Annotated in this window: 26 protein-coding genes; 18 read left to right on the top strand and 8 right to left on the bottom strand. The window is 40.8% G+C overall.

The window, feature by feature from the left end; all coding sequences use genetic code 11:
* Positions 1-3: 3 nt before the first annotated feature.
* From HMPREF2795_RS06555 to groL, 3 genes are all read left to right on the top strand, one after another.
* The gene (locus HMPREF2795_RS06555; protein WP_000256767.1) at positions 4-297 is read left to right on the top strand and encodes a hypothetical protein; all 294 of its coding nucleotides are present in this window, start codon (positions 4-6) and stop codon (positions 295-297) included.
* A gap of 134 nt (positions 298-431) precedes the next feature.
* Positions 432-716, top strand: coding sequence for a co-chaperone GroES (gene groES, locus HMPREF2795_RS06550; protein ID WP_049530110.1), 285 nt, complete (start codon positions 432-434; stop codon positions 714-716).
* A 15-nt stretch (positions 717-731) separates the two neighbouring features.
* A complete protein-coding gene (groL, locus tag HMPREF2795_RS06545) occupies positions 732-2,351 on the top strand; it encodes a chaperonin GroEL (RefSeq protein WP_075228501.1) in 1,620 nt (539 codons plus the stop codon).
* A gap of 98 nt (positions 2,352-2,449) precedes the next feature.
* Here the strand turns inward: groL and serS are convergent, their stop codons facing one another.
* From serS to HMPREF2795_RS06530, 3 genes are all read right to left on the bottom strand, one after another.
* Positions 2,450-3,724 (bottom strand): serine--tRNA ligase, encoded by a 1,275-nt coding sequence (serS, locus tag HMPREF2795_RS06540; RefSeq protein ID WP_075228500.1) that lies wholly within the window; start codon positions 3,722-3,724, stop codon positions 2,450-2,452.
* A gap of 213 nt (positions 3,725-3,937) precedes the next feature.
* Positions 3,938-4,309 (bottom strand): DUF956 family protein, encoded by a 372-nt coding sequence (locus tag HMPREF2795_RS06535; protein ID WP_075228499.1) that lies wholly within the window; start codon positions 4,307-4,309, stop codon positions 3,938-3,940.
* Positions 4,310-4,311: 2 nt separating this feature from the next.
* Positions 4,312-5,676 (bottom strand): aspartate kinase, encoded by a 1,365-nt coding sequence (locus HMPREF2795_RS06530; RefSeq protein WP_075228498.1) that lies wholly within the window; start codon positions 5,674-5,676, stop codon positions 4,312-4,314.
* Positions 5,677-5,835: 159 nt separating this feature from the next.
* On the opposite strand from HMPREF2795_RS06530, the gene HMPREF2795_RS06525 reads away from it, so the two are divergent.
* The 15 genes from HMPREF2795_RS06525 to HMPREF2795_RS06455 all read left to right on the top strand — a co-directional run bounded on the left by HMPREF2795_RS06525 (position 5,836) and on the right by HMPREF2795_RS06455 (position 18,196).
* Positions 5,836-6,396 (top strand): hypothetical protein, encoded by a 561-nt coding sequence (locus HMPREF2795_RS06525; protein WP_075228497.1) that lies wholly within the window; start codon positions 5,836-5,838, stop codon positions 6,394-6,396.
* Between the two features lie 110 nt (positions 6,397-6,506).
* Positions 6,507-7,292: an enoyl-CoA hydratase gene (locus HMPREF2795_RS06520; protein WP_075228496.1), complete on the top strand. Its 786-nt coding sequence runs from the start codon at positions 6,507-6,509 to the stop codon at positions 7,290-7,292.
* A gap of 91 nt (positions 7,293-7,383) precedes the next feature.
* Entirely contained in the window at positions 7,384-7,818 is a 435-nt protein-coding gene (locus HMPREF2795_RS06515) for a fatty acid biosynthesis transcriptional regulator FabT (RefSeq protein WP_075228495.1), read from the top strand.
* Entirely contained in the window at positions 7,818-8,792 is a 975-nt protein-coding gene (locus HMPREF2795_RS06510) for a beta-ketoacyl-ACP synthase III (RefSeq protein WP_075228494.1), read from the top strand. Before HMPREF2795_RS06515 ends, HMPREF2795_RS06510 begins: the two co-directional genes overlap by 1 nt.
* Positions 8,793-8,848: 56 nt before the next feature.
* On the top strand, positions 8,849-9,073 hold the full coding sequence (locus HMPREF2795_RS06505) for an acyl carrier protein (RefSeq protein ID WP_000257840.1): 225 nt from the start codon (positions 8,849-8,851) through the stop codon (positions 9,071-9,073).
* A 116-nt stretch (positions 9,074-9,189) separates the two neighbouring features.
* Positions 9,190-10,164 (top strand): enoyl-[acyl-carrier-protein] reductase FabK, encoded by a 975-nt coding sequence (gene fabK / locus HMPREF2795_RS06500; protein WP_045763680.1) that lies wholly within the window; start codon positions 9,190-9,192, stop codon positions 10,162-10,164.
* Positions 10,157-11,077: an ACP S-malonyltransferase gene (gene fabD / locus HMPREF2795_RS06495; RefSeq protein ID WP_075228493.1), complete on the top strand. Its 921-nt coding sequence runs from the start codon at positions 10,157-10,159 to the stop codon at positions 11,075-11,077. The genes fabK and fabD overlap by 8 nt, the downstream gene beginning before the upstream one ends.
* Positions 11,078-11,109: 32 nt before the next feature.
* Positions 11,110-11,844, top strand: a complete 735-nt coding sequence (gene fabG, locus HMPREF2795_RS06490) for a 3-oxoacyl-[acyl-carrier-protein] reductase (RefSeq protein ID WP_049527070.1) — start codon at positions 11,110-11,112, stop codon at positions 11,842-11,844.
* A 22-nt stretch (positions 11,845-11,866) separates the two neighbouring features.
* Positions 11,867-13,102 carry a beta-ketoacyl-ACP synthase II gene (fabF, locus tag HMPREF2795_RS06485; protein ID WP_070460154.1) on the top strand — a complete coding sequence of 412 codons (1,236 nt, stop codon included), beginning with the start codon at positions 11,867-11,869 and terminating at the stop codon, positions 13,100-13,102.
* A 2-nt stretch (positions 13,103-13,104) separates the two neighbouring features.
* The gene (gene accB, locus HMPREF2795_RS06480) at positions 13,105-13,587 is read left to right on the top strand and encodes an acetyl-CoA carboxylase biotin carboxyl carrier protein (RefSeq protein ID WP_075228492.1); all 483 of its coding nucleotides are present in this window, start codon (positions 13,105-13,107) and stop codon (positions 13,585-13,587) included.
* Positions 13,584-14,006, top strand: a complete 423-nt coding sequence (fabZ, locus tag HMPREF2795_RS06475; protein WP_000565515.1) for a 3-hydroxyacyl-ACP dehydratase FabZ — start codon at positions 13,584-13,586, stop codon at positions 14,004-14,006. The genes accB and fabZ overlap by 4 nt, the downstream gene beginning before the upstream one ends.
* 11 nt (positions 14,007-14,017) lie before the next feature.
* A complete protein-coding gene (accC, locus tag HMPREF2795_RS06470; RefSeq protein WP_075228491.1) occupies positions 14,018-15,385 on the top strand; it encodes an acetyl-CoA carboxylase biotin carboxylase subunit in 1,368 nt (455 codons plus the stop codon).
* Positions 15,386-15,570: 185 nt separating this feature from the next.
* Complete coding sequence (gene accD / locus HMPREF2795_RS06465; RefSeq protein WP_049503080.1) at positions 15,571-16,434, top strand: acetyl-CoA carboxylase, carboxyltransferase subunit beta; 864 nt, start codon at positions 15,571-15,573, stop codon at positions 16,432-16,434.
* Positions 16,434-17,201: an acetyl-CoA carboxylase carboxyl transferase subunit alpha gene (locus HMPREF2795_RS06460; protein WP_075228490.1), complete on the top strand. Its 768-nt coding sequence runs from the start codon at positions 16,434-16,436 to the stop codon at positions 17,199-17,201. Before accD ends, HMPREF2795_RS06460 begins: the two co-directional genes overlap by 1 nt.
* A 269-nt stretch (positions 17,202-17,470) precedes the next feature.
* Positions 17,471-18,196: a CPBP family intramembrane glutamic endopeptidase gene (locus tag HMPREF2795_RS06455; protein ID WP_075228489.1), complete on the top strand. Its 726-nt coding sequence runs from the start codon at positions 17,471-17,473 to the stop codon at positions 18,194-18,196.
* Between the two features lie 60 nt (positions 18,197-18,256).
* Here HMPREF2795_RS06455 and nusB read toward each other — a convergent pair whose 3' ends face one another.
* The 5 genes from nusB to HMPREF2795_RS06430 all read right to left on the bottom strand — a co-directional run bounded on the left by nusB (position 18,257) and on the right by HMPREF2795_RS06430 (position 21,824).
* Entirely contained in the window at positions 18,257-18,679 is a 423-nt protein-coding gene (gene nusB, locus HMPREF2795_RS06450) for a transcription antitermination factor NusB (RefSeq protein WP_049503062.1), read from the bottom strand.
* Positions 18,672-19,061 carry an Asp23/Gls24 family envelope stress response protein gene (locus HMPREF2795_RS06445; protein WP_049503061.1) on the bottom strand — a complete coding sequence of 130 codons (390 nt, stop codon included), beginning with the start codon at positions 19,059-19,061 and terminating at the stop codon, positions 18,672-18,674. Before HMPREF2795_RS06445 ends, nusB begins: the two co-directional genes overlap by 8 nt.
* A 28-nt stretch (positions 19,062-19,089) precedes the next feature.
* Positions 19,090-19,650: an elongation factor P gene (gene efp / locus HMPREF2795_RS06440; protein WP_000568646.1), complete on the bottom strand. Its 561-nt coding sequence runs from the start codon at positions 19,648-19,650 to the stop codon at positions 19,090-19,092.
* 80 nt (positions 19,651-19,730) lie between these two features.
* Positions 19,731-20,858 carry an SPFH domain-containing protein gene (locus HMPREF2795_RS06435; protein ID WP_045763690.1) on the bottom strand — a complete coding sequence of 376 codons (1,128 nt, stop codon included), beginning with the start codon at positions 20,856-20,858 and terminating at the stop codon, positions 19,731-19,733.
* Positions 20,859-20,867: 9 nt separating this feature from the next.
* Positions 20,868-21,824, bottom strand: a complete 957-nt coding sequence (locus HMPREF2795_RS06430; protein WP_075228488.1) for a zinc-ribbon domain-containing transport protein — start codon at positions 21,822-21,824, stop codon at positions 20,868-20,870.
* Positions 21,825-21,901: the final 77 nt, after the last annotated feature.

The following is a 21,901-nucleotide window of genomic DNA, read 5'->3' as shown; positions in this document are numbered from 1 at the left end:
CTCATGGTTACAAAACAAGAACTTGTTAATGGATATGAAACAGAAATTAAGTATCAACGTCATATGATTGAAAATCTTGGCCGTTGGTTTAGCTTACTCTTTATCATTGCCAGTATAGGTATGGTCTTAATTTATCTCTTTCATAAAAGCTTCCTCCCAATCTTAATTTTCGGAATTTTACTTGCCTTGGTTGGAATATTGGGAATGGTGGTTTTTGGATATGGTATCTATCGAGGACGGATCAATCTCCAAAAGGTTATCAATGATTTCAATCAAAAATTGACGATTCTCAATTAGTATTAAAGGAACATCTCATTCATTTTGAGGTGTTTTTTCTTGACTATTTCTGACTAAGTGATACAATAGAACTATGGTTTAGCACTCGTTCGTAAAGAGTGCTAACAATATGATTATGTTATGGAGGAAAGCAGATGTTGAAACCATTAGGAGACCGCGTGGTCTTGAAAATTGAAGAAAAAGAACAAACAGTCGGAGGCTTTGTCCTCGCAAAATCAGCCCAAGAAGAAACGAAAACAGCTACAGTAGTGGCTACTGGACAAGGTGTTCGCACCTTGAACGGTGATTTGGTTGCCCCAAGTGTAAAAGTTGGAGATCAGGTTTTGGTTGAAGCTCATGCAGGTATTGAGGTCAAAGATGGTGACGAAAAATATGTCATCGTTGGTGAAGCTAACATCTTAGCAATCGTGGAAGAATAATAGGAGGAAGTAAGTATGGCAAAAGACATTAAATTTTCATCTGATGCACGTTCAGCTATGGTTCGCGGTGTTGATATCCTAGCTGACACTGTTAAAGTAACCTTGGGACCTAAAGGCCGTAACGTCGTTCTTGAAAAATCATTCGGCTCACCATTGATTACCAATGACGGTGTAACCATCGCTAAAGAAATCGAACTAGAAGACCATTTTGAAAATATGGGTGCCAAATTGGTGTCAGAAGTGGCTTCTAAAACCAATGATATCGCTGGTGACGGAACAACTACTGCAACTGTCTTGACCCAAGCAATCGTTCGAGAAGGAATCAAAAACGTTACTGCTGGAGCAAACCCAATCGGTATCCGTCGTGGAATTGAAGCAGCGGTTGCTGCAGCTGTAGAAGCCTTGAAGAACAATGCTATTCCAGTAGCCAATAAAGAAGCTATTGCGCAGGTTGCTGCAGTATCCTCTCGTTCTGAAAAAGTTGGTGAATACATCTCTGAAGCCATGGAAAAAGTTGGTAAAGATGGTGTTATCACCATTGAAGAGTCACGTGGTATGGAAACAGAGCTTGAAGTCGTAGAAGGAATGCAATTTGACCGTGGTTATCTATCACAGTACATGGTCACTGACAATGAAAAAATGGTTGCAGACCTTGAAAATCCATACATCTTAATCACTGACAAGAAAATCTCAAATATCCAAGAAATCTTGCCACTTCTAGAAAGCATTCTTCAAAGCAGTCGTCCACTCTTGATTATTGCTGATGACGTTGACGGTGAAGCTCTTCCAACTCTTGTTTTGAACAAGATTCGTGGGACTTTCAACGTCGTTGCTGTTAAGGCGCCTGGATTTGGTGACCGTCGTAAAGCTATGCTTGAAGATATCGCAATCTTGACAGGTGGTACCGTTATTACTGAAGACCTTGGGCTTGAGTTGAAAGATGCTACCATCGAAGCTTTAGGTCAAGCAGCTAAAGTGTCTGTAGATAAAGATAGCACAGTCATTGTTGAAGGTGCAGGAAATCCTGAAGCAATTGCTAACCGTGTCGCTGTCATCAAGTCTCAAATTGAAACAACAACTTCAGAATTTGACCGTGAAAAACTCCAAGAACGCTTGGCTAAATTGTCAGGTGGAGTTGCTGTTATCAAGGTCGGTGCTGCAACAGAGACAGAATTGAAAGAAATGAAACTCCGCATCGAAGACGCCCTCAATGCGACTCGCGCAGCTGTTGAAGAAGGAATCGTTGCCGGTGGTGGTACTGCCCTTGTTAATGTTATCTCTGCTGTTGCTGCCTTGGAGTTAGAAGGTGATGAAGCAACAGGACGCAACATTGTTCTTCGTGCCTTGGAAGAACCTGTACGTCAAATCGCTTACAATGCAGGTTATGAAGGTTCAATTGTTATTGATCGTTTGAAAAATGCAGAGCTTGGTACCGGCTTCAACGCTGCGACAGGTGAATGGGTTAACATGATTGAAGCAGGAATTATCGATCCTGTTAAGGTTAGCCGTTCAGCCCTTCAGAACGCAGCTTCAGTAGCAAGCTTGATTCTAACAACAGAAGCCGTTGTGGCTAATAAACCAGAACCCGCTGCACCAGCGCCAGCTATGGATCCATCAATGATGGGTGGCTACTAAGAAATAAATAAAAACAGGTAGAATGAAAGATTTCTACCTGTTTCTTTTGAATTACTCAAAAAGAGGAAGCTCAGCCTCCTCTTTTTACATCTATTTAATTATGGTTTGATAACTTCAGCTCCACCCATGTATGGACGAAGGATTTCAGGAATAGTAACAGAACCATCTTCGTTTTGATAGTTTTCAAGAATAGCAGCGACAGTACGTCCAACGGCAAGTCCAGAACCGTTCAAGGTATGTAGAAGTTTAACCTTACCATCTGCTTCATCACGGTAACGGATTTGGGCACGACGTGCTTGGAAATCTTCAGTATTTGAACAGCTTGAGATCTCGCGGTAGGTATTTTGCGCTGGGATCCAAACTTCCAAGTCGTAAGTCTTAGCAGCTGAGAAGCCCATATCTCCTGTAGAAAGAGCAACTACACGGTATGGTAAGTTTAGTTTTTGAAGAATGTTTTCAGCGTTGGCTGTCATTTTTTCCAATTCTTCGTAAGATTCTTCTGGTTTGGCAAATTTTACCATTTCAACCTTGTGGAATTGGTGCAAACGAATCAAGCCACGAGTATCACGACCAGCAGAACCAGCTTCTGAACGGAAAGATGGACTCATAGCAGTAAAGTAGATTGGTAGATCTTTGCCATCGATAATTTCATCACGGTAGTAGTTAGTCAGAGGAACTTCAGCGGTAGGAATGAGGACGTAGTTCGTATCTTTCAATTCAAATGTATCTTCTTTGAATTTTGGATATTGACCAGTACCAAACATAGAATCATGGTTAACCATGTAAGGTGTGATGACTTCAGTGTAACCTTCTTTTCCATGCTCATCCAACATAAAGTTGTAGATAGCACGTTCCAAACGAGCCCCAAGTCCTTTATAGAAGAGGAAGCGCGCTCCAGTTACCTTTCCACCACGTTCCCAGTCAAGAATACCAAGATCTTCACCTAGATCCCAGTGAGCTTTTGGTTCAAAGTCGAACTTGCGAGGAGTTCCCCAACGGCGAACTTCTACGTTATCATCTTCGTCTGCACCGATAGGCACGCTATCAGCTGGGATATTTGGAAGTGTAGTAGTAAATTCAGTCAATTTCGCATCGATTTCTGCCAATTCAGCATCAAGAGCTTTTACCTCGGCAGAGAGGGTTTGCATAGCTGCAATCTTGTCGTCTGCATTTTCCTTGTTACGTTTAGCTTGGGCAATCTCAGCAGAAACTGTGTTACGTTCAGCCTTGAGGGTTTCAACCTTAACCAAGATGTCACGTCGTTTGGCATCGATTTCTTTCATCTCGTTCAAGATAGTAGCATCTACACCACGTGTAGCTAGTTTTTCTGCGACAGCATCAAAGTCTGTACGAATACGTTTGATATCTAACATATAAACTCCTTTATGAAAAAAGCACACCTGACAAAGCGTTGGAGTGGCAGGGCCACGGTTCCATCCAACTTCACAGGTGTGCACTTGATTCTGTATTTGATTTAAAACAACGGTAGAATTTCAATTAAATCTTCTATCTGCTCGCAGCATCCGCAGACTTTCTGAAAGAAGGAAGTAACCTACTTATCCGTTTCTATGATTATACTAAACTTTCTATTTTTTTGCAAATAGATTTTTGATTTTACGACCGATGATTTGGACTAAGGTAGGAAGTTTGACTACCTTGTCATTTCCCAATTTTTCACGAGCAATCTTAAGGATTTTTCCAGAGTCTTTTGAGGCAAAGAGAAATTTTCCTTGATCTGTAAAGACTTCAAAATGCCGACTAACCTTGCGACCTGAAACATTGGCTCCAATTTGGTTAACGCTGGACCATGGAATTTGAATATAGTCCTCGACATTACGGTCTGCGTAAAATTCTAGCGCATGGTCTCCTACCAGAAATTTTCCAACCTTTCCTGTAATGGAGAGATAGGAAATTCCAGTTGTTTGCAAGTCGACGACCTTGTTGAGGGATTGTGCCATGTTTAGTCTTCCTTATTTTCACCGAAAAATGCTTGATAGAGAGCTTTAAGAGCGGCTTTTTCTTGGTCTTTATGGACAACAAACATGATAGAAACTTCACTAGAACCTTGTGACATCATTTGGATGTTGATGTTGTTCTCAGATAAGGCACGAGTGGCTGTAGCAGTTACCCCGATATGACGCTTCATTTTTTCCCCAACAATCATAATGATAGAGAGATCGTGTTCGATTTCAGCGTGGTCTACCTCTGCTTTTTGGACTAACTGACGAAGGATTTCTTCTTCCTTGATCGGAGTCAATTCTCGTGAACGTAAAATGATAGACAGGTCATCGATACCAGTTGGCATATGTTCCCAACCAATATTAAGGTCCTCAAGAATCTGAAGAACTTTACGACCAAAACCGATTTCGCGGTTCATCAAATATTTAGACATATTAATGCTGACAAAGCCAGAATCCCCAGCAATCCCCACTACTGGGAATTCATCACTGCTGTGTTTCAGAACGATGCGAGTACCTGGGTGGTCTGGATTGTTGGTATTTTTAATGACAAGAGGAATTTTCCCACGGTAGGCAGGTAGAAGTGCTTCATCGTGTAGTACAGAGAATCCAGCATAGGCCAATTCACGCATTTCACGGTAGGTCAATTCAGGGATAGAGTGTGGCTTATGGATAATACCAGGGTGAGCTGCAAAGATTCCATCTACATCAGTAAAGTTTTCATAGAGGTCAGCCTTGACACCAGCAGCGATGATGGAACCAGTAATGTCTGAACCCCCACGTGAGAAGGTACAAATTTGATCTTCTTTCGTAACACCGAAGAAACCAGGGATAACAAGAACTTCAGTTGAATTTGTCAATTCCTCGATTTTATCATAACTTGATGGGATGATTCGCGCATTTCCAGGTTCGCTCGTAACGACGATACCAGCTTCTCTAGGATGAACATAACGCGCCTCCAAGCCATTTTGGTTGAAGTAGGCTGCAATCAACTTGGCATTATTATTTTCTCCAGCTGCTAGGAAGGTATCATAGAGGAACTTATTATCTTCAATTGGAAGAGTAGCTAGGGAGCGAATGCTTTTTGAAATTTTGTCTAAAACAGCTGGTTTAAGACCTAATTCGCTAACCATAGCAGCATAGCGATCAATAATCCAGTTTTGGCTTTTGCTAATGTCATTTCCAGCTACATAGTCGCGGTAGTATTTAATCAAGGCATCTGTAACCTTAGTATCTTCAGAATTGCGCTTACCAGGTGCAGATACAACCACAAAACGACGTTCTGGATCACTTTTGACAATATTTAAAACTTTTTCTAACTGACTAGCAGAGGCAAGCGAGCTTCCACCAAATTTAACAACCTTCATAAGAACTCCTAAAGTAAGTATTTTATACGATTATAGCAGAAAGAGGGGCTTTTTTCAATCTGGAAAATTACCTATATACTTGTTTGAAAGTCTCATCAGGAAAGCTTATAATAAAGGTGTAGGAGGAAAGACTCTTCTAATGAAAGGAGTTGGGGGAAGATGATTAAAAGAGTAGTTTGTTTAATCTTACTAGTCCTTACCTTCGTGATGATTCCTACAAATATCGGAGCAAGTTCTCAACCTCTTCCCAGTGGTCGTTTGACCGGAGAAGAATTAGCAATGGAATATGCTCAGGAAGGTCAGATTTCAGTTGAGAGGGCTAAAATTATCTTATCTATCGGCTTGTCAGATAGTAAGGCAAGGACCTATCGAATTCTCTCTGAAAAGATTATCGTCAACCCTGACTATGAAGCTAGAGTCAAGTTTTATTGTCGAACAGATGAAAGTGGACAATTTAGAGGAGTCACGAAACTCTTAGCTACAAGTCTGGTCACCAAGGACGGGGATAAGGAAGCTCCTTTTACAGGAAATCTTTTTGCCTACCTAGAAGATCCAAATCGTATTTTTTACATGATTTCAGGAGAATTCTACTATAAAGGCTCCAACAAAGAACAGCTTTATCAGAGAGAAGGAGGACGAATGCTTGAAGTGATTTATGATTTCATGGATAATACAAGTACTGGTTTTCCTGTATTTTTAGAGGCCAAACTAAGATTTTAAAATCGGCCGAGACACTTTCGGTCGATTTTTCTCTTGTTTAAAAAGTCAGAAAAAGATATAATTTGAAAATAAAATAATTTATTCTTCGTTGTAAATTAAAAGGAGTGCCTATGAATCATATTCTCTATCAAGTTCAAGACGATTTAGCTATACTAACTTTAAATCGTCCTGAGGTGGCCAATGGTTTTCATATTCCTATGTGTCAAGAAATTCTAGAAGCATTGGAATTGGCTGAAAAAGATGCTTCGGTTTCGTTTATTCTCATCAATGCTGCTGGCAAAGTCTTCTCCGTTGGAGGGGATTTAGTAGAAATGAAACGTGCAGTCGATGAGGATGATATTGCCTCCCTTACCCAAATTGCGGAGTTGGTAAATACGATTTCCTATAAGATTAAACAAATTCCTAAACCAGTCATTATGGAGGTGGATGGAGCAGTTGCTGGAGCTGCGGCCAATATGGCCTTAGCAGTTGATTTCTGTATTGCTTCTGACAAAGCTAAATTCATCCAGGCATTTGTAGGTGTGGGCTTAGCTCCTGATGCGGGTGGCTTATTCTTGCTGACACGATCACTAGGTGCGACTCGGGCAACGCAATTAGCTATGATTGGAGAAGCTTTCACAGCAGAAAAAGCACTGGAAGCTGGAGCTGTCTATCGTCTGTGTGCTAGTGATCAGCTGGAAAAGACAAGAGAACAACTGTTGAAGAAGTTGAGAAGAGGCTCCTCTAACTCTTATGCTGCTATTAAGAAGTTAGTCTGGGAAAGCGAGTTTAAGCAGTGGCACGAGTATGCACAGCTAGAACTGGAATTGCAAAAATCTCTATCTTATACGGAAGATTTTAAAGAAGGTGTTCGTGCACATTCTGAAAGACGACGTCCAAAATTTATCGGAAAATAAAAAAATACTTGCATAATTCTTTGAAGTTTGATATACTTTTTTTGTCAAATGTTTTGATAGTTAAACTTTTTTGATAAAGGAGGGAAGAGAAATGGACTACCAACAAGTCAATGACTATTTAACATCAATTTTTAACAACGTCCTAGTAATCGAGGAAGTAAGTTTGCGAGGTAGTCGTTTCAAGGATATCTCTATCAAAGAAATGCACACGATTGATGTTATCGGTAAGTATCCAGAAGTGACTCCGAGTCAAGTTTCCAAAGAGTTGATGGTAACTCTAGGGACTGTGACAACGAGTTTAAACAATTTGGAGAGAAAAGGATACATCGAACGTATCCGTTCAGATCAAGATCGTCGTGTAGTACATCTGCATTTGACCAAGAAAGGTCGACTCATACATCGTCTTCATAAACGTTTCCACAAGGCCATGGTCGAAAGAATTATCGAGGGCATGAGTCCTGAAGAGATTGAAGTTATGGGAAAAGGGTTGACTAATCTTTATCACTTTTTGGAGGATTTGAAGTAATGGCTTTTGCAAAAATAAGCCAGGTCGCTCATTATGCTCCAGAGCAGATTATCACTAACGAAGACTTGGCTCAGGTCATGGATACGAGTGATGAATGGATCTCAAGTCGAACTGGGATTAAGGAACGTCGCATTTCTAAGACAGAATCAACAGGAGATTTGGCAACGGCAGTTGCAAAACAACTCCTAGAGAAGTCAGGGATTTCTGCTGAAGAGTTAGATTTTATCATTCTAGCTACGATGACACCTGACTCGATGATGCCTTCAACAGCCGCTCGTGTTCAGGCTAAAATCGGTGCTCACAAGGCTTTTGCCTATGACTTAACAGCTGCCTGTAGTGGATTTATCTTTGCTCTATCAACTGCAGAGAAGTTCATCTCTTCAGGAGTTTATCGTAAGGGTCTGGTCATCGGAAGTGAAACCATGTCAAAAGCTTTAGACTGGTCAGATCGCTCAACTGCTGTCCTATTTGGAGATGGAGCTGGGGGCATCTTGTTAGAAGCAAGCGAAGAGCCACATTTTCTAGCGGAGAGTCTCAATAGCGATGGTTCGCGAAGTGAGTGTTTGACATATGGGCAGACTGGTTTAACTTCGCCATTTTCAAATCAAGAAAAGCCCGATGCTTTCTTGAGAATGGATGGTCGAGCAGTTTTTGATTTTGCGATTCGAGATGTTGCTAAGTCTATAAAAAATACTATAGAAGAGAGTCCTCTGTCGGCAGATGAACTAGATTATCTCTTGCTTCATCAAGCTAATATCCGCATTCTAGATAAGATGGCTAGAAAGATCGGTGTAGATCGAGACAAGCTTCCTGCCAATATGACTAGGTATGGAAATACCAGTGCGGCAAGTATTCCGATCCTACTTTCAGAGTGTGTAGAGGAAGGGCTCATTCGTTTGGATGGTAGCCAAAATATTCTCTTGTCAGGCTTCGGTGGAGGTTTGACATGGGGCACGCTTATTGTTACAATTTAGGTAATCATGTGGTGAACACATTGTTATAAAAACTATTTATTTTAAAGGAGTCTATCATGGCAGTATTTGAAAAAGTACAAGAAATTATCGTTGAAGAACTTGGAAAAGATGCATCAGAAGTAACACTTGAATCTACTTTTGATGATTTGGATGCAGATTCATTGGACTTGTTCCAAGTGATCTCAGAAATTGAAGATGCTTTTGATATCCAAATCGAAGCTGAAGACAACTTGAAAACAGTTGGTGACTTGGTTGCTTACGTTGAAGAGCAAACAAAATAATTAAAATAAATGAAGAAGGAGTAGGGGGAACCCGCTCCCTCTTGTTTAGGTAATAGTTTGACTGTCAAATTATAATGTAGTCGAACTATTACGTAAGCAAGACATACGGAGGCACTATGAAAACACGTATTACAGAATTATTGAATATTAAATATCCGATCTTCCAAGGTGGAATGGCCTGGGTTGCAGATGGTGACCTTGCTGGAGCTGTTTCAAAAGCAGGTGGTCTCGGTATCATTGGTGGAGGAAATGCTCCTAAAGAAGTGGTTAAGGCTAATATTGATAAGATTAAATCATTAACAGACAAACCTTTTGGTGTCAACATTATGCTTCTGTCTCCATTTGTTGATGATATTGTGGACCTTGTGATTGAAGAAGGAGTTAAGGTAGTCACAACTGGTGCAGGGAATCCAAGTAAATATATGGAACGATTCCATGAAGCAGGAATCACCGTTATTCCTGTAGTACCTAGCGTGGCTTTGGCTAAACGCATGGAAAAAATTGGAGCGGATGCCGTCATTGCTGAAGGTATGGAAGCTGGTGGACACATCGGGAAATTAACAACCATGACCTTGGTGCGCCAGGTTGCTGCGGCTGTATCTATTCCTGTTATTGCTGCAGGAGGGATTGCTGATGGTGAAGGTGCTGCAGCTGGATTTATGCTTGGTGCAGAGGCTGTTCAGGTTGGAACTCGTTTTGTAGTTGCTAAAGAATCAAATGCTCATCCAAACTATAAAGCTAAAATTTTAAAAGCTCGTGATATCGACACAACGATCTCAGCACAACATTTTGGACACGCAGTTCGTGCCATTAAAAACAAATTGACTCGTGATTTCGAGCAAGCTGAAAAAGACGCCTTCAAACAAGAAAATCCAGATTTAGAAATCTTTGAACAAATGGGCGCAGGAGCCTTAGCTAAGGCTGTTGTCCATGGTGATGTGGATGGCGGTTCAGTGATGGCTGGTCAGATTGCAGGTCTAGTTTCGAAAGAAGAAACTGTTGAAGAAATCTTAAAAGATATTTACTACGGTGCAGCTGAAAAGATTCAAGCAGAAGCTGCTCGTTGGGCAGGAGTTACAAGAAATGACTAAAACAGCCTTTCTATTTGCAGGTCAAGGAGCCCAGTACCTAGGAATGGGACGTGAGCTATACGACCAATATGCTATCGTCAAGGAAACAATCGACCAAGCTAGCCAAGTCTTGGGGTATGACCTTCGTGACTTGATTGATAATGATGAAACAAAGCTAAATCAGACTCGTTACACGCAACCAGCTATTTTAGCTACGTCCGTTGCTATTTACCGACTACTAAAGGAGAAAGGTTATCAGCCTGATATGGTGGCAGGTTTGTCTCTTGGAGAATATTCTGCCCTGGTAGCTAGTGGTGCCTTGGATTTTGAAGATGCAGTGGCTCTAGTTGCTAAACGTGGAGCTTATATGGAAGAAGCGGCACCAGCAGGATCAGGGAAAATGGTAGCTGTGCTTAATACACCGGTTGAAGTAATTGAAAAAGCTTGTCAAGAAGCCTCTAAACTTGGTGTTGTAACTCCAGCTAACTACAATACGCCGAGTCAAATTGTTATTGGTGGTGAGGTAGTGGCGGTAGATCGTGCAGTTGAACTTTTGCAAGAGGCAGGAGCAAAACGCTTGATTCCGCTCAATGTTTCTGGTCCTTTCCATACAGCTTTATTGGAACCTGCTAGTCAAAAATTATCTCAAGCCCTAGAAGATGTTGAGTTTAGTGACTTTGCTTGTCCACTTGTTGGCAATACAGAAGCAAAGGTCGTGGAAAAAGAACGAATTGCTGAACTCCTGACTCGTCAAGTTAAGGAACCCGTTCGTTTTTATGAAAGTATTGCAGTCATGCAAGAAGCGGGTGTCACTCGTTTTATCGAGATTGGACCTGGTAAAGTTTTGTCAGGATTCGTCAAAAAGATTGATAAAACAGCTCAACTTGCTCATGTGGAAGATCAAGCAAGTTTACAAGCACTCTTAGAAAATTAGACCAAACTGGTAGAAGTTCTGAAAGGAGAAAAATGAAACTAGAACAGAAAAATGTCTTTATTACAGGCTCAAGTCGAGGAATTGGTCTTGCCATTGCTCATAAATTTGCCAGCTTGGGAGCCAATGTTGTCTTGAATAGTCGTGGTGAAATCTCCGAGGAGCTTCTAGCCGAATTTAAACCATACGGAGTGAAGGTCCTTGCTATTTCTGGTGACGTTTCTGATTTTGCGGACGCAAAGCGTATGGTGGACCAAGCCATTGAAGAGCTGGGTTCAGTTGATGTCCTCGTTAATAATGCTGGGATTACTCAAGACACTCTCATGCTTAAGATGACAGAAGAAGATTTTGAGAAGGTTTTAAAAGTCAATTTGACAGGTGCCTTCAATATGACACAATCAGTCTTAAAACCGATGATAAAAGCTCGCGAAGGTGCTATCATCAATATGTCTAGTGTCGTTGGTTTGATGGGAAATATCGGTCAAGCAAATTACGCTGCTTCCAAGGCCGGTTTGATTGGATTTACCAAATCAGTAGCACGTGAGGTAGCCAACCGTAATGTACGTGTCAATGCCATTGCACCAGGAATGATCGAATCAGATATGACTGCAGTCCTATCTGATAAGGTAAAAGATGCCATGCTAGCACAAATTCCGATGAAACAATTTGGTCAAGCTGAGCAAGTGGCAGAGGTCACAGCCTTTCTTGCAAGCCAAGATTATCTAACGGGACAAGTCATTGCAATTGATGGTGGACTTACCATGCAATAAGAGTTAAAATAGAGGTATAAAAATGAAACTAAATCGAGTAGTAGTAACAGGTTATGGATTAACATCTCCGATTGGGAACACACCAGAGGAATTTTGGAATAGTCTTAAAAATGGAAAGATTGGAATCGGTGAAATCACTAAGTTTGATCATAGTGCTTTTGATGTTCATAATGCGGCAGAAATTCAGGATTTTCCTTTTGACAAATATTTTGTTAAAAAAGATACCAACCGTTTTGATGACTATTCTTTGTATGCCTTGTATGCAGCTCAAGAAGCAGTGAACAATGCAAATCTTGACCTTGAAGCACTTGATAAAGACCGCTTTGGTGTCATTGTGGCATCAGGTATCGGTGGAATTAAAGAAATCGAAGACCAAGTGCTTCGACTTCATGATAAGGGACCAAAACGTGTAAAACCATTGACACTTCCAAAAGCCTTGCCAAATATGGCTGCAGGGAATGTTGCTATGCGCTTTGGGGCAAATGGGATTTGTAAATCTATCAATACAGCTTGTGCTTCATCAAATGATGCTATCGGAGATGCCTTCCGTTCTATCAAATTTGGTTTCCAAGACATCATGCTAGTTGGTGGATCAGAATCTTCTATTACTCCATTTGCCATTGCTGGTTTCCAAGCCTTAACAGCTCTTTCAACAACAGAGGACCCAACTCGTGCTTCTATTCCATTTGATAAGGATCGTAATGGATTTGTCATGGGTGAAGGATCAGGGATGTTGGTTCTTGAGAGCTTAGAACATGCTGAAAAACGCGGAGCAACTATCCTAGCTGAAGTTGTTGGTTACGGGAACACTTGTGACGCTTACCATATGACTTCACCACATCCAGAAGGCCAAGGTGCTATTAAAGCTATCAAACTTGCCTTGGACGAAGCTGAGATTACACCAGACCAAGTAGCCTATGTCAATGCTCATGGCACATCAACTCCTGCTAATGAAAAAGGGGAGAGTGGTGCTATCGTAGCAGTTCTTGGTAAGGAAGTACCTGTATCTTCAACCAAGTCATTTACTGGACACTTGCTTGGTGCAGCTGGTGCAGTTGAAGCCATTGCAACAATTGAAGCAATCCGTAACAACTATGTACCAATGACAGCCGGAACAACAGAATTATCAGACTACATTGAAGCAAATGTTATTTATGGACAAGGCGTGGAACGTGAAATTCCTTATGCTATCTCAAACACTTTTGGTTTTGGTGGGCATAATGCAGTTCTTGCTTTCAAACGTTGGGAGAATAAGTAAAGATGAATTTAAATGAAATCAAAGACTTGATGGCACAATTTGACCAGTCAAGCTTGAGAGAATTTTCTTATAAAAATGGAACGGATGAGTTACTCTTCAGCAAGAATGAAGCAAAACTTGTTGCAGAAACAAGTCCAGCACCTCAACCAGTTGTTTCAGCACCTGCACCTACAGTAGCACCTCAAGCTCTAACTTCAACACCAGCTGTAGAAGTAGTTTCAGAAACAAGCGCTACTGAATCTGTAGCTGAAGGAGATCTAGTAGAGAGCCCACTTGTCGGAGTTGCTTACTTGGCTGCGGGACCAGACAAACCTAATTTTGTTTCAGTCGGTGATACTGTTAAAAAAGGCCAAACCTTGGTCATCATTGAAGCTATGAAGGTTATGAACGAAATTCCAGCACCTAAAGACGGTGTCGTAACAGAAATTCTTGTTGAAAATGAAAAAATGGTTGAGTTTGGGAAAGGCTTGGTACGTATCAAATGATTGATATTCAAGGAATTAAAGAAGCTTTGCCTCACCGCTATCCCATGCTCTTAGTGGATCGTGTTTTGGAAGTCAGCGAAGATACAATCGTTGCTATTAAAAATGTAACGATTAACGAACCTTTCTTCAATGGTCATTTTCCTCAATACCCAGTTATGCCTGGAGTCCTCATTATGGAAGCCTTGGCTCAGACAGCAGGTGTTTTGGAATTGTCTAAACCTGAAAACAAAGGGAAACTTGTCTTCTATGCTGGTATGGATAAGGTTAAGTTTAAGAAACAAGTTGTTCCTGGTGATCAGCTTGTCATGACAGCAACTTTTGTCAAACGTCGTGGCACAATCGCCGTAGTAGAAGCGAAGGCAGAAGTAGATGGTAAGCTTGCAGCAAGCGGGACTCTGACCTTTGCTATTGGAAACTAGGGAGGTTTTCCATGTTTCGTAAGATTTTAATTGCCAATCGTGGTGAAATTGCTGTTCGTATTATTCGTGCGGCACGAGAATTAGGAATTGCCACAGTTGCTGTTTATTCAACTGCTGACAAGGAAGCTCTCCACACGCTTTTGGCTGATGAGGCTATCTGTATCGGCCCTGGAAAGGCTACAGAATCTTATCTGAACATCAATGCTATCCTTTCAGCTGCGGTCTTGACTGAAGCTGAAGCCATTCACCCTGGATTTGGTTTTTTAAGTGAAAATTCCAAATTTGCAACCATGTGTGAAGAAGTCGGTATCAAATTTATCGGACCATCAGCTCGTGTTATGGATATCATGGGGGATAAAATTAACGCCCGTGCTCAAATGATTAAGGCTAATGTTCCCGTCATTCCAGGTTCAGATGGAGAAGTCCATACTGCAGAAGAGGCCCTCGCTATCGCCGAAAAAATTGGTTATCCAGTTATGCTGAAAGCTTCAGCTGGAGGTGGTGGTAAAGGGATTCGTAAGGTTGAAAAAGCAGAAGATCTTGTTTCAGCCTTTGAAACAGCCTCTAGTGAAGCTAAAGCCAACTTTGGTAATGGAGCTATGTACCTAGAGCGTGTGATTTATCCTGCTCGACATATTGAAGTACAGATTCTTGCTGACCAGATGGGTCATGTTATTCACCTAGGTGAGCGTGACTGTTCGCTTCAACGGAATAACCAAAAAGTTTTAGAAGAAAGTCCTTCAATTGCTATCGGGAAAACACTTCGTAATGAAATTGGTGCTGCAGCTGTTCGTGCAGCGGAGTCTGTAGGCTACGAAAATGCTGGTACTATTGAATTCCTACTAGATGAAGCAAGTGGGAAATTCTACTTTATGGAGATGAATACGCGTGTCCAAGTGGAACACCCAGTAACCGAATTTGTATCTGGTGTGGATATTGTCAAGGAACAAATCCGTATTGCAGCAGGTCAACCATTGGCCTTGAAACAAGAAGATATTGTTCTAAAAGGACATGCCATTGAGTGCCGTATCAACGCAGAAAACCCAGCCTTTAAATTTGCACCAAGTCCTGGTAAGATTACCAATCTCTATTTACCAAGTGGAGGTGTTGGATTGCGTGTTGACTCTGCAGTTTATCCAGGGTATACTATTCCGCCATACTATGATAGTATGATTGCTAAAATTATTGTTCATGGCGAAAATCGTTTTGATGCTCTCATGAAAATGCAACGAGCTCTTTATGAACTCGAAATTGAAGGGGTTGTCACCAATGCTGATTTCCAACTCGATTTGATTTCAGATCGTCGCGTGATAGCAGGGGACTACGATACTTCATTCTTGATGGAAACTTTCTTACCACACTATCAAGAAAAACAATAATGTAATACTCTTCGAAAATCTCTTCAAACTGCGTCAGCTTCGCCTTGGATTATATATGTGACTGACTTCGTCAGTCTTATCTACAACCTCAAAGCAGTGCTTTGAGCAACCTGCGGCTAGCTTCCTAGTTTGCTCTTTGATTTTCATTGAGTATAAAAATAGTATAAGACTGAAAAGGGGGATGTATGGCTCTATTTAGTAAAAAAGATAAATATATTCGAATCAATCCCAATCGTTCGACTGTAAATCAACCTCAGATCAAGCCAGAGGTTCCAGATGAGCTCTTCTCCCAATGTCCAGGTTGTAAATATACGATTTACCAAAAGGACTTGGGGAGTGAGCGTATATGCCCTCACTGTGGCTATACCTTCCGTATTTCAGCTCAAGAGCGTTTAGCTTTAACCATTGATATGGGTACGTTTTTGGAAATGTTTAAAGGGATTGAGACTCAGGATCCTTTGAATTTTCCAGGCTATCGTAAAAAATTGACTTTGATGCGTGAAAAGACAGGTCTTGATGAGGCTGTTGTAACAGGAACAGCTTTGATTAAGGGAGAGAAGGTTGCCCTTGGCATCATGGATTCTAACTTTATTATGGCGTCAATGGGGACAGTTGTTGGTGAGAAAATCACTCGCTTGTTCGAATATGCGACCGCTGAAAAATTACCTGTCGTATTGTTTACAGCTTCTGGCGGAGCACGCATGCAGGAAGGAATCATGAGCTTGATGCAGATGGCCAAAATCTCTGCCGCAGTCAAACGTCATTCCAATGCAGGTCTCTTTTATCTGACAATCCTTACAGACCCGACGACTGGAGGAGTAACAGCTTCCTTCGCTATGGAAGGGGATATCATCTTGGCAGAACCCCAAAGTTTGGTAGGTTTTGCTGGACGCCGTGTGATTGAAAATACAGTAAGAGAAGACCTACCAGAAGACTTCCAGAAAGCAGAGTTTTTACTGGAACATGGTTTTGTAGATGCAATTATTAAACGGCGAGAATTGCCAGATACGATTGCTCGATTGGTAAGACTACATAGGAGGGAGAGTTGATGAATATTGCGAAAATCGTTAGAGAAGCTCGTGAACAAACTCGCCTAACAGCCTTGGACTTCGCAACAGGAATTTTTGATGATTTTATTGAACTGCATGGGGACCGCTCCTTCCGTGATGATGGTGCTATTATTGGTGGTATCGGTTGGTTGGGAGACCAAGCAGTGACTGTTGTTGGAATCCAAAAAGGTAAAAGTTTACAAGATAATCTTAACCGTAACTTTGGTCAACCTCATCCTGAAGGTTACCGAAAAGCCCTTCGTTTGATGAAGCAAGCAGAAAAGTTTGGTCGTCCTGTTGTAACCTTTATCAACACGGCTGGTGCCTATCCTGGTGTCGGAGCAGAGGAGCGTGGTCAAGGTGAAGCTATTGCTCGTAACCTCATGGAGATGAGCGATCTTAAGGTGCCCATTATCGCCATTATTATAGGAGAAGGTGGCTCTGGTGGAGCTCTAGCTCTAGCAGTGGCTGACCGTGTTTGGATGCTAGAAAACTCTATCTATGCAGTTCTTAGTCCTGAAGGCTTTGCTTCTATCTTGTGGAAAGATGGCACGCGTGCCATGGAAGCAGCTGAGTTGATGAAAATCACTTCCCATGAACTTTTGGAGATGGAAGTCGTTGATAAGGTTATTTCAGAGAGAGGTCTCTCTGCCAAAGAGCTACTAGCTCGTGTGAAAAATGAACTTCAAACAGAAATTGAACAATTAAAACAATTACCGTCGGAGAAACTTTTGGAAGAGCGTTATCAACGCTTTAGAAAATATTAAAAAGACAGCTAGAGCTAAAAAAGGTTCTAGCTTTTTGGTTTCTCTCAAAAATTCATTTCAGGATTAAAAATTGACAGTTGAGGAAATGGAACTGAGAGTCATAAAAAAAGATGTATATTATATAATAAGGAATGATAATCTATAAGTGCTACAGGAAATAGACTAAGCTTTTATAGATTTTATGCTGTGCTTGGTCAGTATATAACTGATAAAGTGAATAGGGGGTTGTTATTCTTTTCCTCCATCAAGGTAATTTTTTAGGAGTGAGTATGAAAAAACTAGGGCATTTGGGAGTCTTTATCTTACTGGTATTTTTATCAGTTTATCTACCAGAGTTAGGAGTTGTGCATCTGACTAAGTTTTTAGGATGGGGGATAGATGGCTATTCTATTATTTTAGCAGTAAAGCAACTAGCTCTTTTAGGATTATTTATCTATTGGCTCAAAAAGAAAAAGATGCTATACATTTTTGAAAAAAATGCTTGGAGTTGGTCAACTCTCTTTTTCCTTGTAATCAGTCTAGTAGCTATTTATTGTCTTCGTCAGTTGGTGGATGCTTTTGACTTACGATTTCACCACTTAACTGACAATAAGTATATCTTTCAAGACCTTCTTTCGGTCCTATACTCCAATGGACAACCAACTTTTCTATCAACTATTCTTAAGTTTAGTTTAATAGTAGTCGTCGCACCTATATTGGAGGAGATAGTTTTTAGAGGGTATTTCATGAATACCTTCTTTCCAAACTCCAAGTATTATCTGGATGTTATCTTATCAGCCCTTATCTTTGGAATCAGTCATTTGGTATTTTCCCATCGCGATCCCATCAGTTTGATCATTTATAGTTTAGGCGGTCTCTTCTTTGCCCTTGTCTACCGTTGGACTAAGAATCTAAAAATCACAATCCTTTGCCATAGTTTTTTCAACTTTCTCCCTTATGCCAAGCCCATCTGGATTTTTGTTTATAATTATGTCTATTATCGTTTTTTTAGATAGTGTTAGTAAGTAGAAAGTAAAAAAGTGTTTGATTTGAGTCAAACACTTTTTCTATATTATTTAATCTTCTTCTGTCACAAATTGACTGAGGAGTCCATTGATGAAACGGGCTGACTTTTGATCTGAAAAGCTCTTAGCAAGTTCAATAGCTTCGTTAACAGCTACGAGTTGAGGAGTATCAAATGAAGTGATTTCAAAAACTCCTAGGCGTAGTAAATTCTTTTCTACCAAAGTCAGACGATCGATGGTCCAACCAGTTTTCAAATGTTGTGTGATTTGTTTGTCCAGATCATCCTTTTTAGCTTGGACACCAGAAACGAGCTCTACAAGGAAGTTAGGAAGTTGTACGTCTGTATCTTCGCGATCATGTGTGTAGGCGAAGCGACAAGCAGTTTCTAGATCTGAACCAAATTCAAGACTCATCAAGGCTTGGAAGGCACACTTACGTAGTTCACGTCTAGATTCTAATAATGGACTAGTCATTGAGGAAGTCCTCGTCGAATAAGTCTTTCAATTCTGGTTTTGGTGTTTTATCTGGAACGATACCTGCAACGTGAATGTTGACAGCAGAGATTTCAACATCAGCCATGTTACGGACAGCATCCTTAACAGCTTTCTGGATAGCCATAGCAACCTTAGGAACTTTGACACCGTACTCTAGGTAGAGGTAGATATCAGCTGTGAGCTCATCGTTTGCTTCTTTTAGATATACGCCACGACCAAGAGAAAGTTTTGAAAGGGTGTCAGATACTGATTTGTTTGAAAAAGAGTGTACGCCTTCAACTTTCGCAGTTGCAATAGCAATGATTTTTTCAAGTACACGTGGGGCGATGACGATTTCGCCAAGTTGTTCTTCAATTCCCATAGAATGACCTCTTTCTAGTTTCTAGAGATTAGGCGCGAGAAACGTAAGTTCCTTCTGCAGTGTTGATAATCAATTTTTGACCTGCTTCGATGAAGTCTGGAACGTTTACGACAAGACCAGTTTCCATTGTTGCTGGTTTACCAGAACCTGTAACAGTAGCACCTTTGATAGATGGTTGTGTTTCAGCAACTGTCAATTCAACAGTAGTTGGTACAGTCACACCGATTACTTCAGTTCCGTAGAATTGGATTTTTACATCTGAGTTTTCAAGGATGTAAAGCAATTCGTTTTCAACATTCACAACAGGAATTTCGTATTGGTCATAAGTTTCTGTGTTCATGAAGTAAGCTGTGTCGTCCATTTTGTACAAGTATTGAGCTGGAACTGTTTCGATGATCGCTTGCTCAAATTTTTCTTCTGGGCGGTAGCTTGTTTCAAAAGTTGAACCAGTGCGGACATCACGCAATTTCATACGCATGATAGTGTTTCCTTTACCTGGTTTGTGGTGGCTAGCTTCCAAAACACGGATCAATTTTCCTTCAGCTGTTTCAAAAGTCATACCAGCCTTTAGTTTACTTGCTTCAATCATGATTTTACCTCTTTAATAAATAGTTTACTCTTTATTGTACCATAAAATGCAATAATTCTCAAATATCAGATGAGCTTGAATTAGTTGACTGGTACGATATTTCCTTCTTCATCTTTGGTTACGAGAACATACTTACCGTCTACCTCGATGTAAAAGTTCTTGCTTGCAGTTTGCCCGTTATTTTGAACAGGGGCTTGAGTTTGGGCTTGTTGGTTGAGTTGACCACCAAGTGTTTGTCCTAGGTTCATTCCCATAATCATGTTCATACCATTGCCATTGCCTTCATTGTTAGCAGCAGCGATGAGAGCTTCATTACGAGCACGACGTTCTTCAATCTCAATCGTATTGTACTTCATAGCGACAAGCTCGCTATCGAGTTTACGGACAATATCTAAGCTTTCTTGATCATAGCTTAAATCTTCAAGTAGGATATTAGTTGTTTCAATCCCATAAAGTCCAGCCCATACCTTGTTAACTTCTTGTTTAGCTAGCTCATTGAAAGTATCTTGATTGGCATTAAGGCTATAGATATCTACCTTGTTTTCATTGGTAAATTTAGCAATTGCAATGGCAATCTTTGGTGCGATATTTTGTCGGAGTGTTCCTTGAGCTACATTTTGTAATGTAAAGGCTTTATGGTCTTCAATTTGTTGACTGATGGAGCTAACATAGAATAGGACTGGATCAGCAACTTTGATATCAAACAAGCCATAGAAACGGATGTTGAGCAGTTGTTGATAACGTTCACTGAAATATTCTACAGCATTCTGCGTACCGAATTTATTTCCGGCAACGGGTTGCATACGAATAAAGATGATTTCTTGTTGGGTAATGACTTGACCACCAAAAGAGAAGCGGTTTTTGAAGTTTTCCCAAGTACCCTTTAGGCCACCTTTTTCAAGAAGCCAGGCATTATCTCCTGAACGCCATTCGTGGCTACCAGCTTCTAAGACATCTCCAAGGAAGGTACCGTTGTTCACTAGAATAGCGACATAGCCTTGAGGAACAATAACGACACTACCATCTGTTAGTAGTCCAGTGTTTTGATTGCTTTGTCTAGATTTACCATCTGGATCTTTTGAAAGAAGTTGGCCTTTAATGGCCAAAGCATCGGCTGTTAGGTTGTTTGGAAGTACGATAGCTTCTTTAAATTTGCTATCGTTGAAACTATTAAGCCCTGAAGATAGGGCGGCACGAATAAATCCCATAATTTCCTCCTAATTATAAAGTTCGTCTTCATCCACAACATCGTAGGTATCGAGTACCCATTGGTTTGGACTACGTGTGAGATCAGCTCCGCAGTATTCACATTGGCTAATAGCTGAGATTTTAAGTGGAGCGCCACAGTTTGGACAGTGGTCGCTAACAGCCTCATCTTGAACATTGTTTTCGGTTTGGCTACCATGTTTGCGGATAAAGTTCATTTGATAAACTGTAAATAGATCTTGTTGAGGGTCTCCTTCGATAACCTTACGAGTCTCATCATCGATAACATAGTCTCTGAGTGTAGATGACAAGATAACAACAAGGGTATCGTTACCATCAGGATTTTCATAGAAATCTTTGATGCGGATATTTTCAACATAGACTTTTTCTAAAACATTGGTTGTTTTTGCCCGAATATGATCTTCGAGTTGAGTACTATGTTGGGAATAGAGACTAGTACTTTCGAGAGAACGAACCAAATTCCAATCCTTTTTAGTCCAGGCTGCCTGTAACTGAATATAGACTTCTTTAACCCATGAAGCGAAGGCATCAGCATCAAAGTTTGGATCACCATATTTGATACGACTAACAGCTAGTGTGTTGTGTTCTACTCGGCGATGGCTAGGTGGATTATATCCAGTTGAACTACCGTAAGACTTGCCAGAAGATGAATTCAGGTCGTTTAGATATTTGATGAACATGTAGAGTAAGAATCCTCCGACACCAAACATGATAAGCATGTTCATACCAGTACCTAAAGAGCCACCTGAACTAGAGGAGCTGCTTCCAGAGCGATTGCTACTTCTATAAGAGGAGCTACGACTTGAGCTACTGCGGCTGCTACTTCTTGAACTACTTCGGCTAGAGCTACCACTTCGCGAATGGCCAACGCCAGCATCAATTGAGTTAAATGGTGTGAAGAAGAACAACAATAAACAAGTTGCGAGAAGAGTATATAACTTTTTCATATGTCTCCTAACTATGTGAGTACAAAGTGCAAGGCATCAAGCAATGACTGATTTCATCAACTTGTGACAGTTATATT

It is taken from the genome of Streptococcus sp. HMSC056C01 (assembly GCF_001811305.1).
GTDB lineage: Bacteria > Bacillota > Bacilli > Lactobacillales > Streptococcaceae > Streptococcus.
The sequence above is the reverse complement of the archived record's forward strand: the minus strand, read 5'-3'. Positions and strand labels throughout refer to the sequence as shown.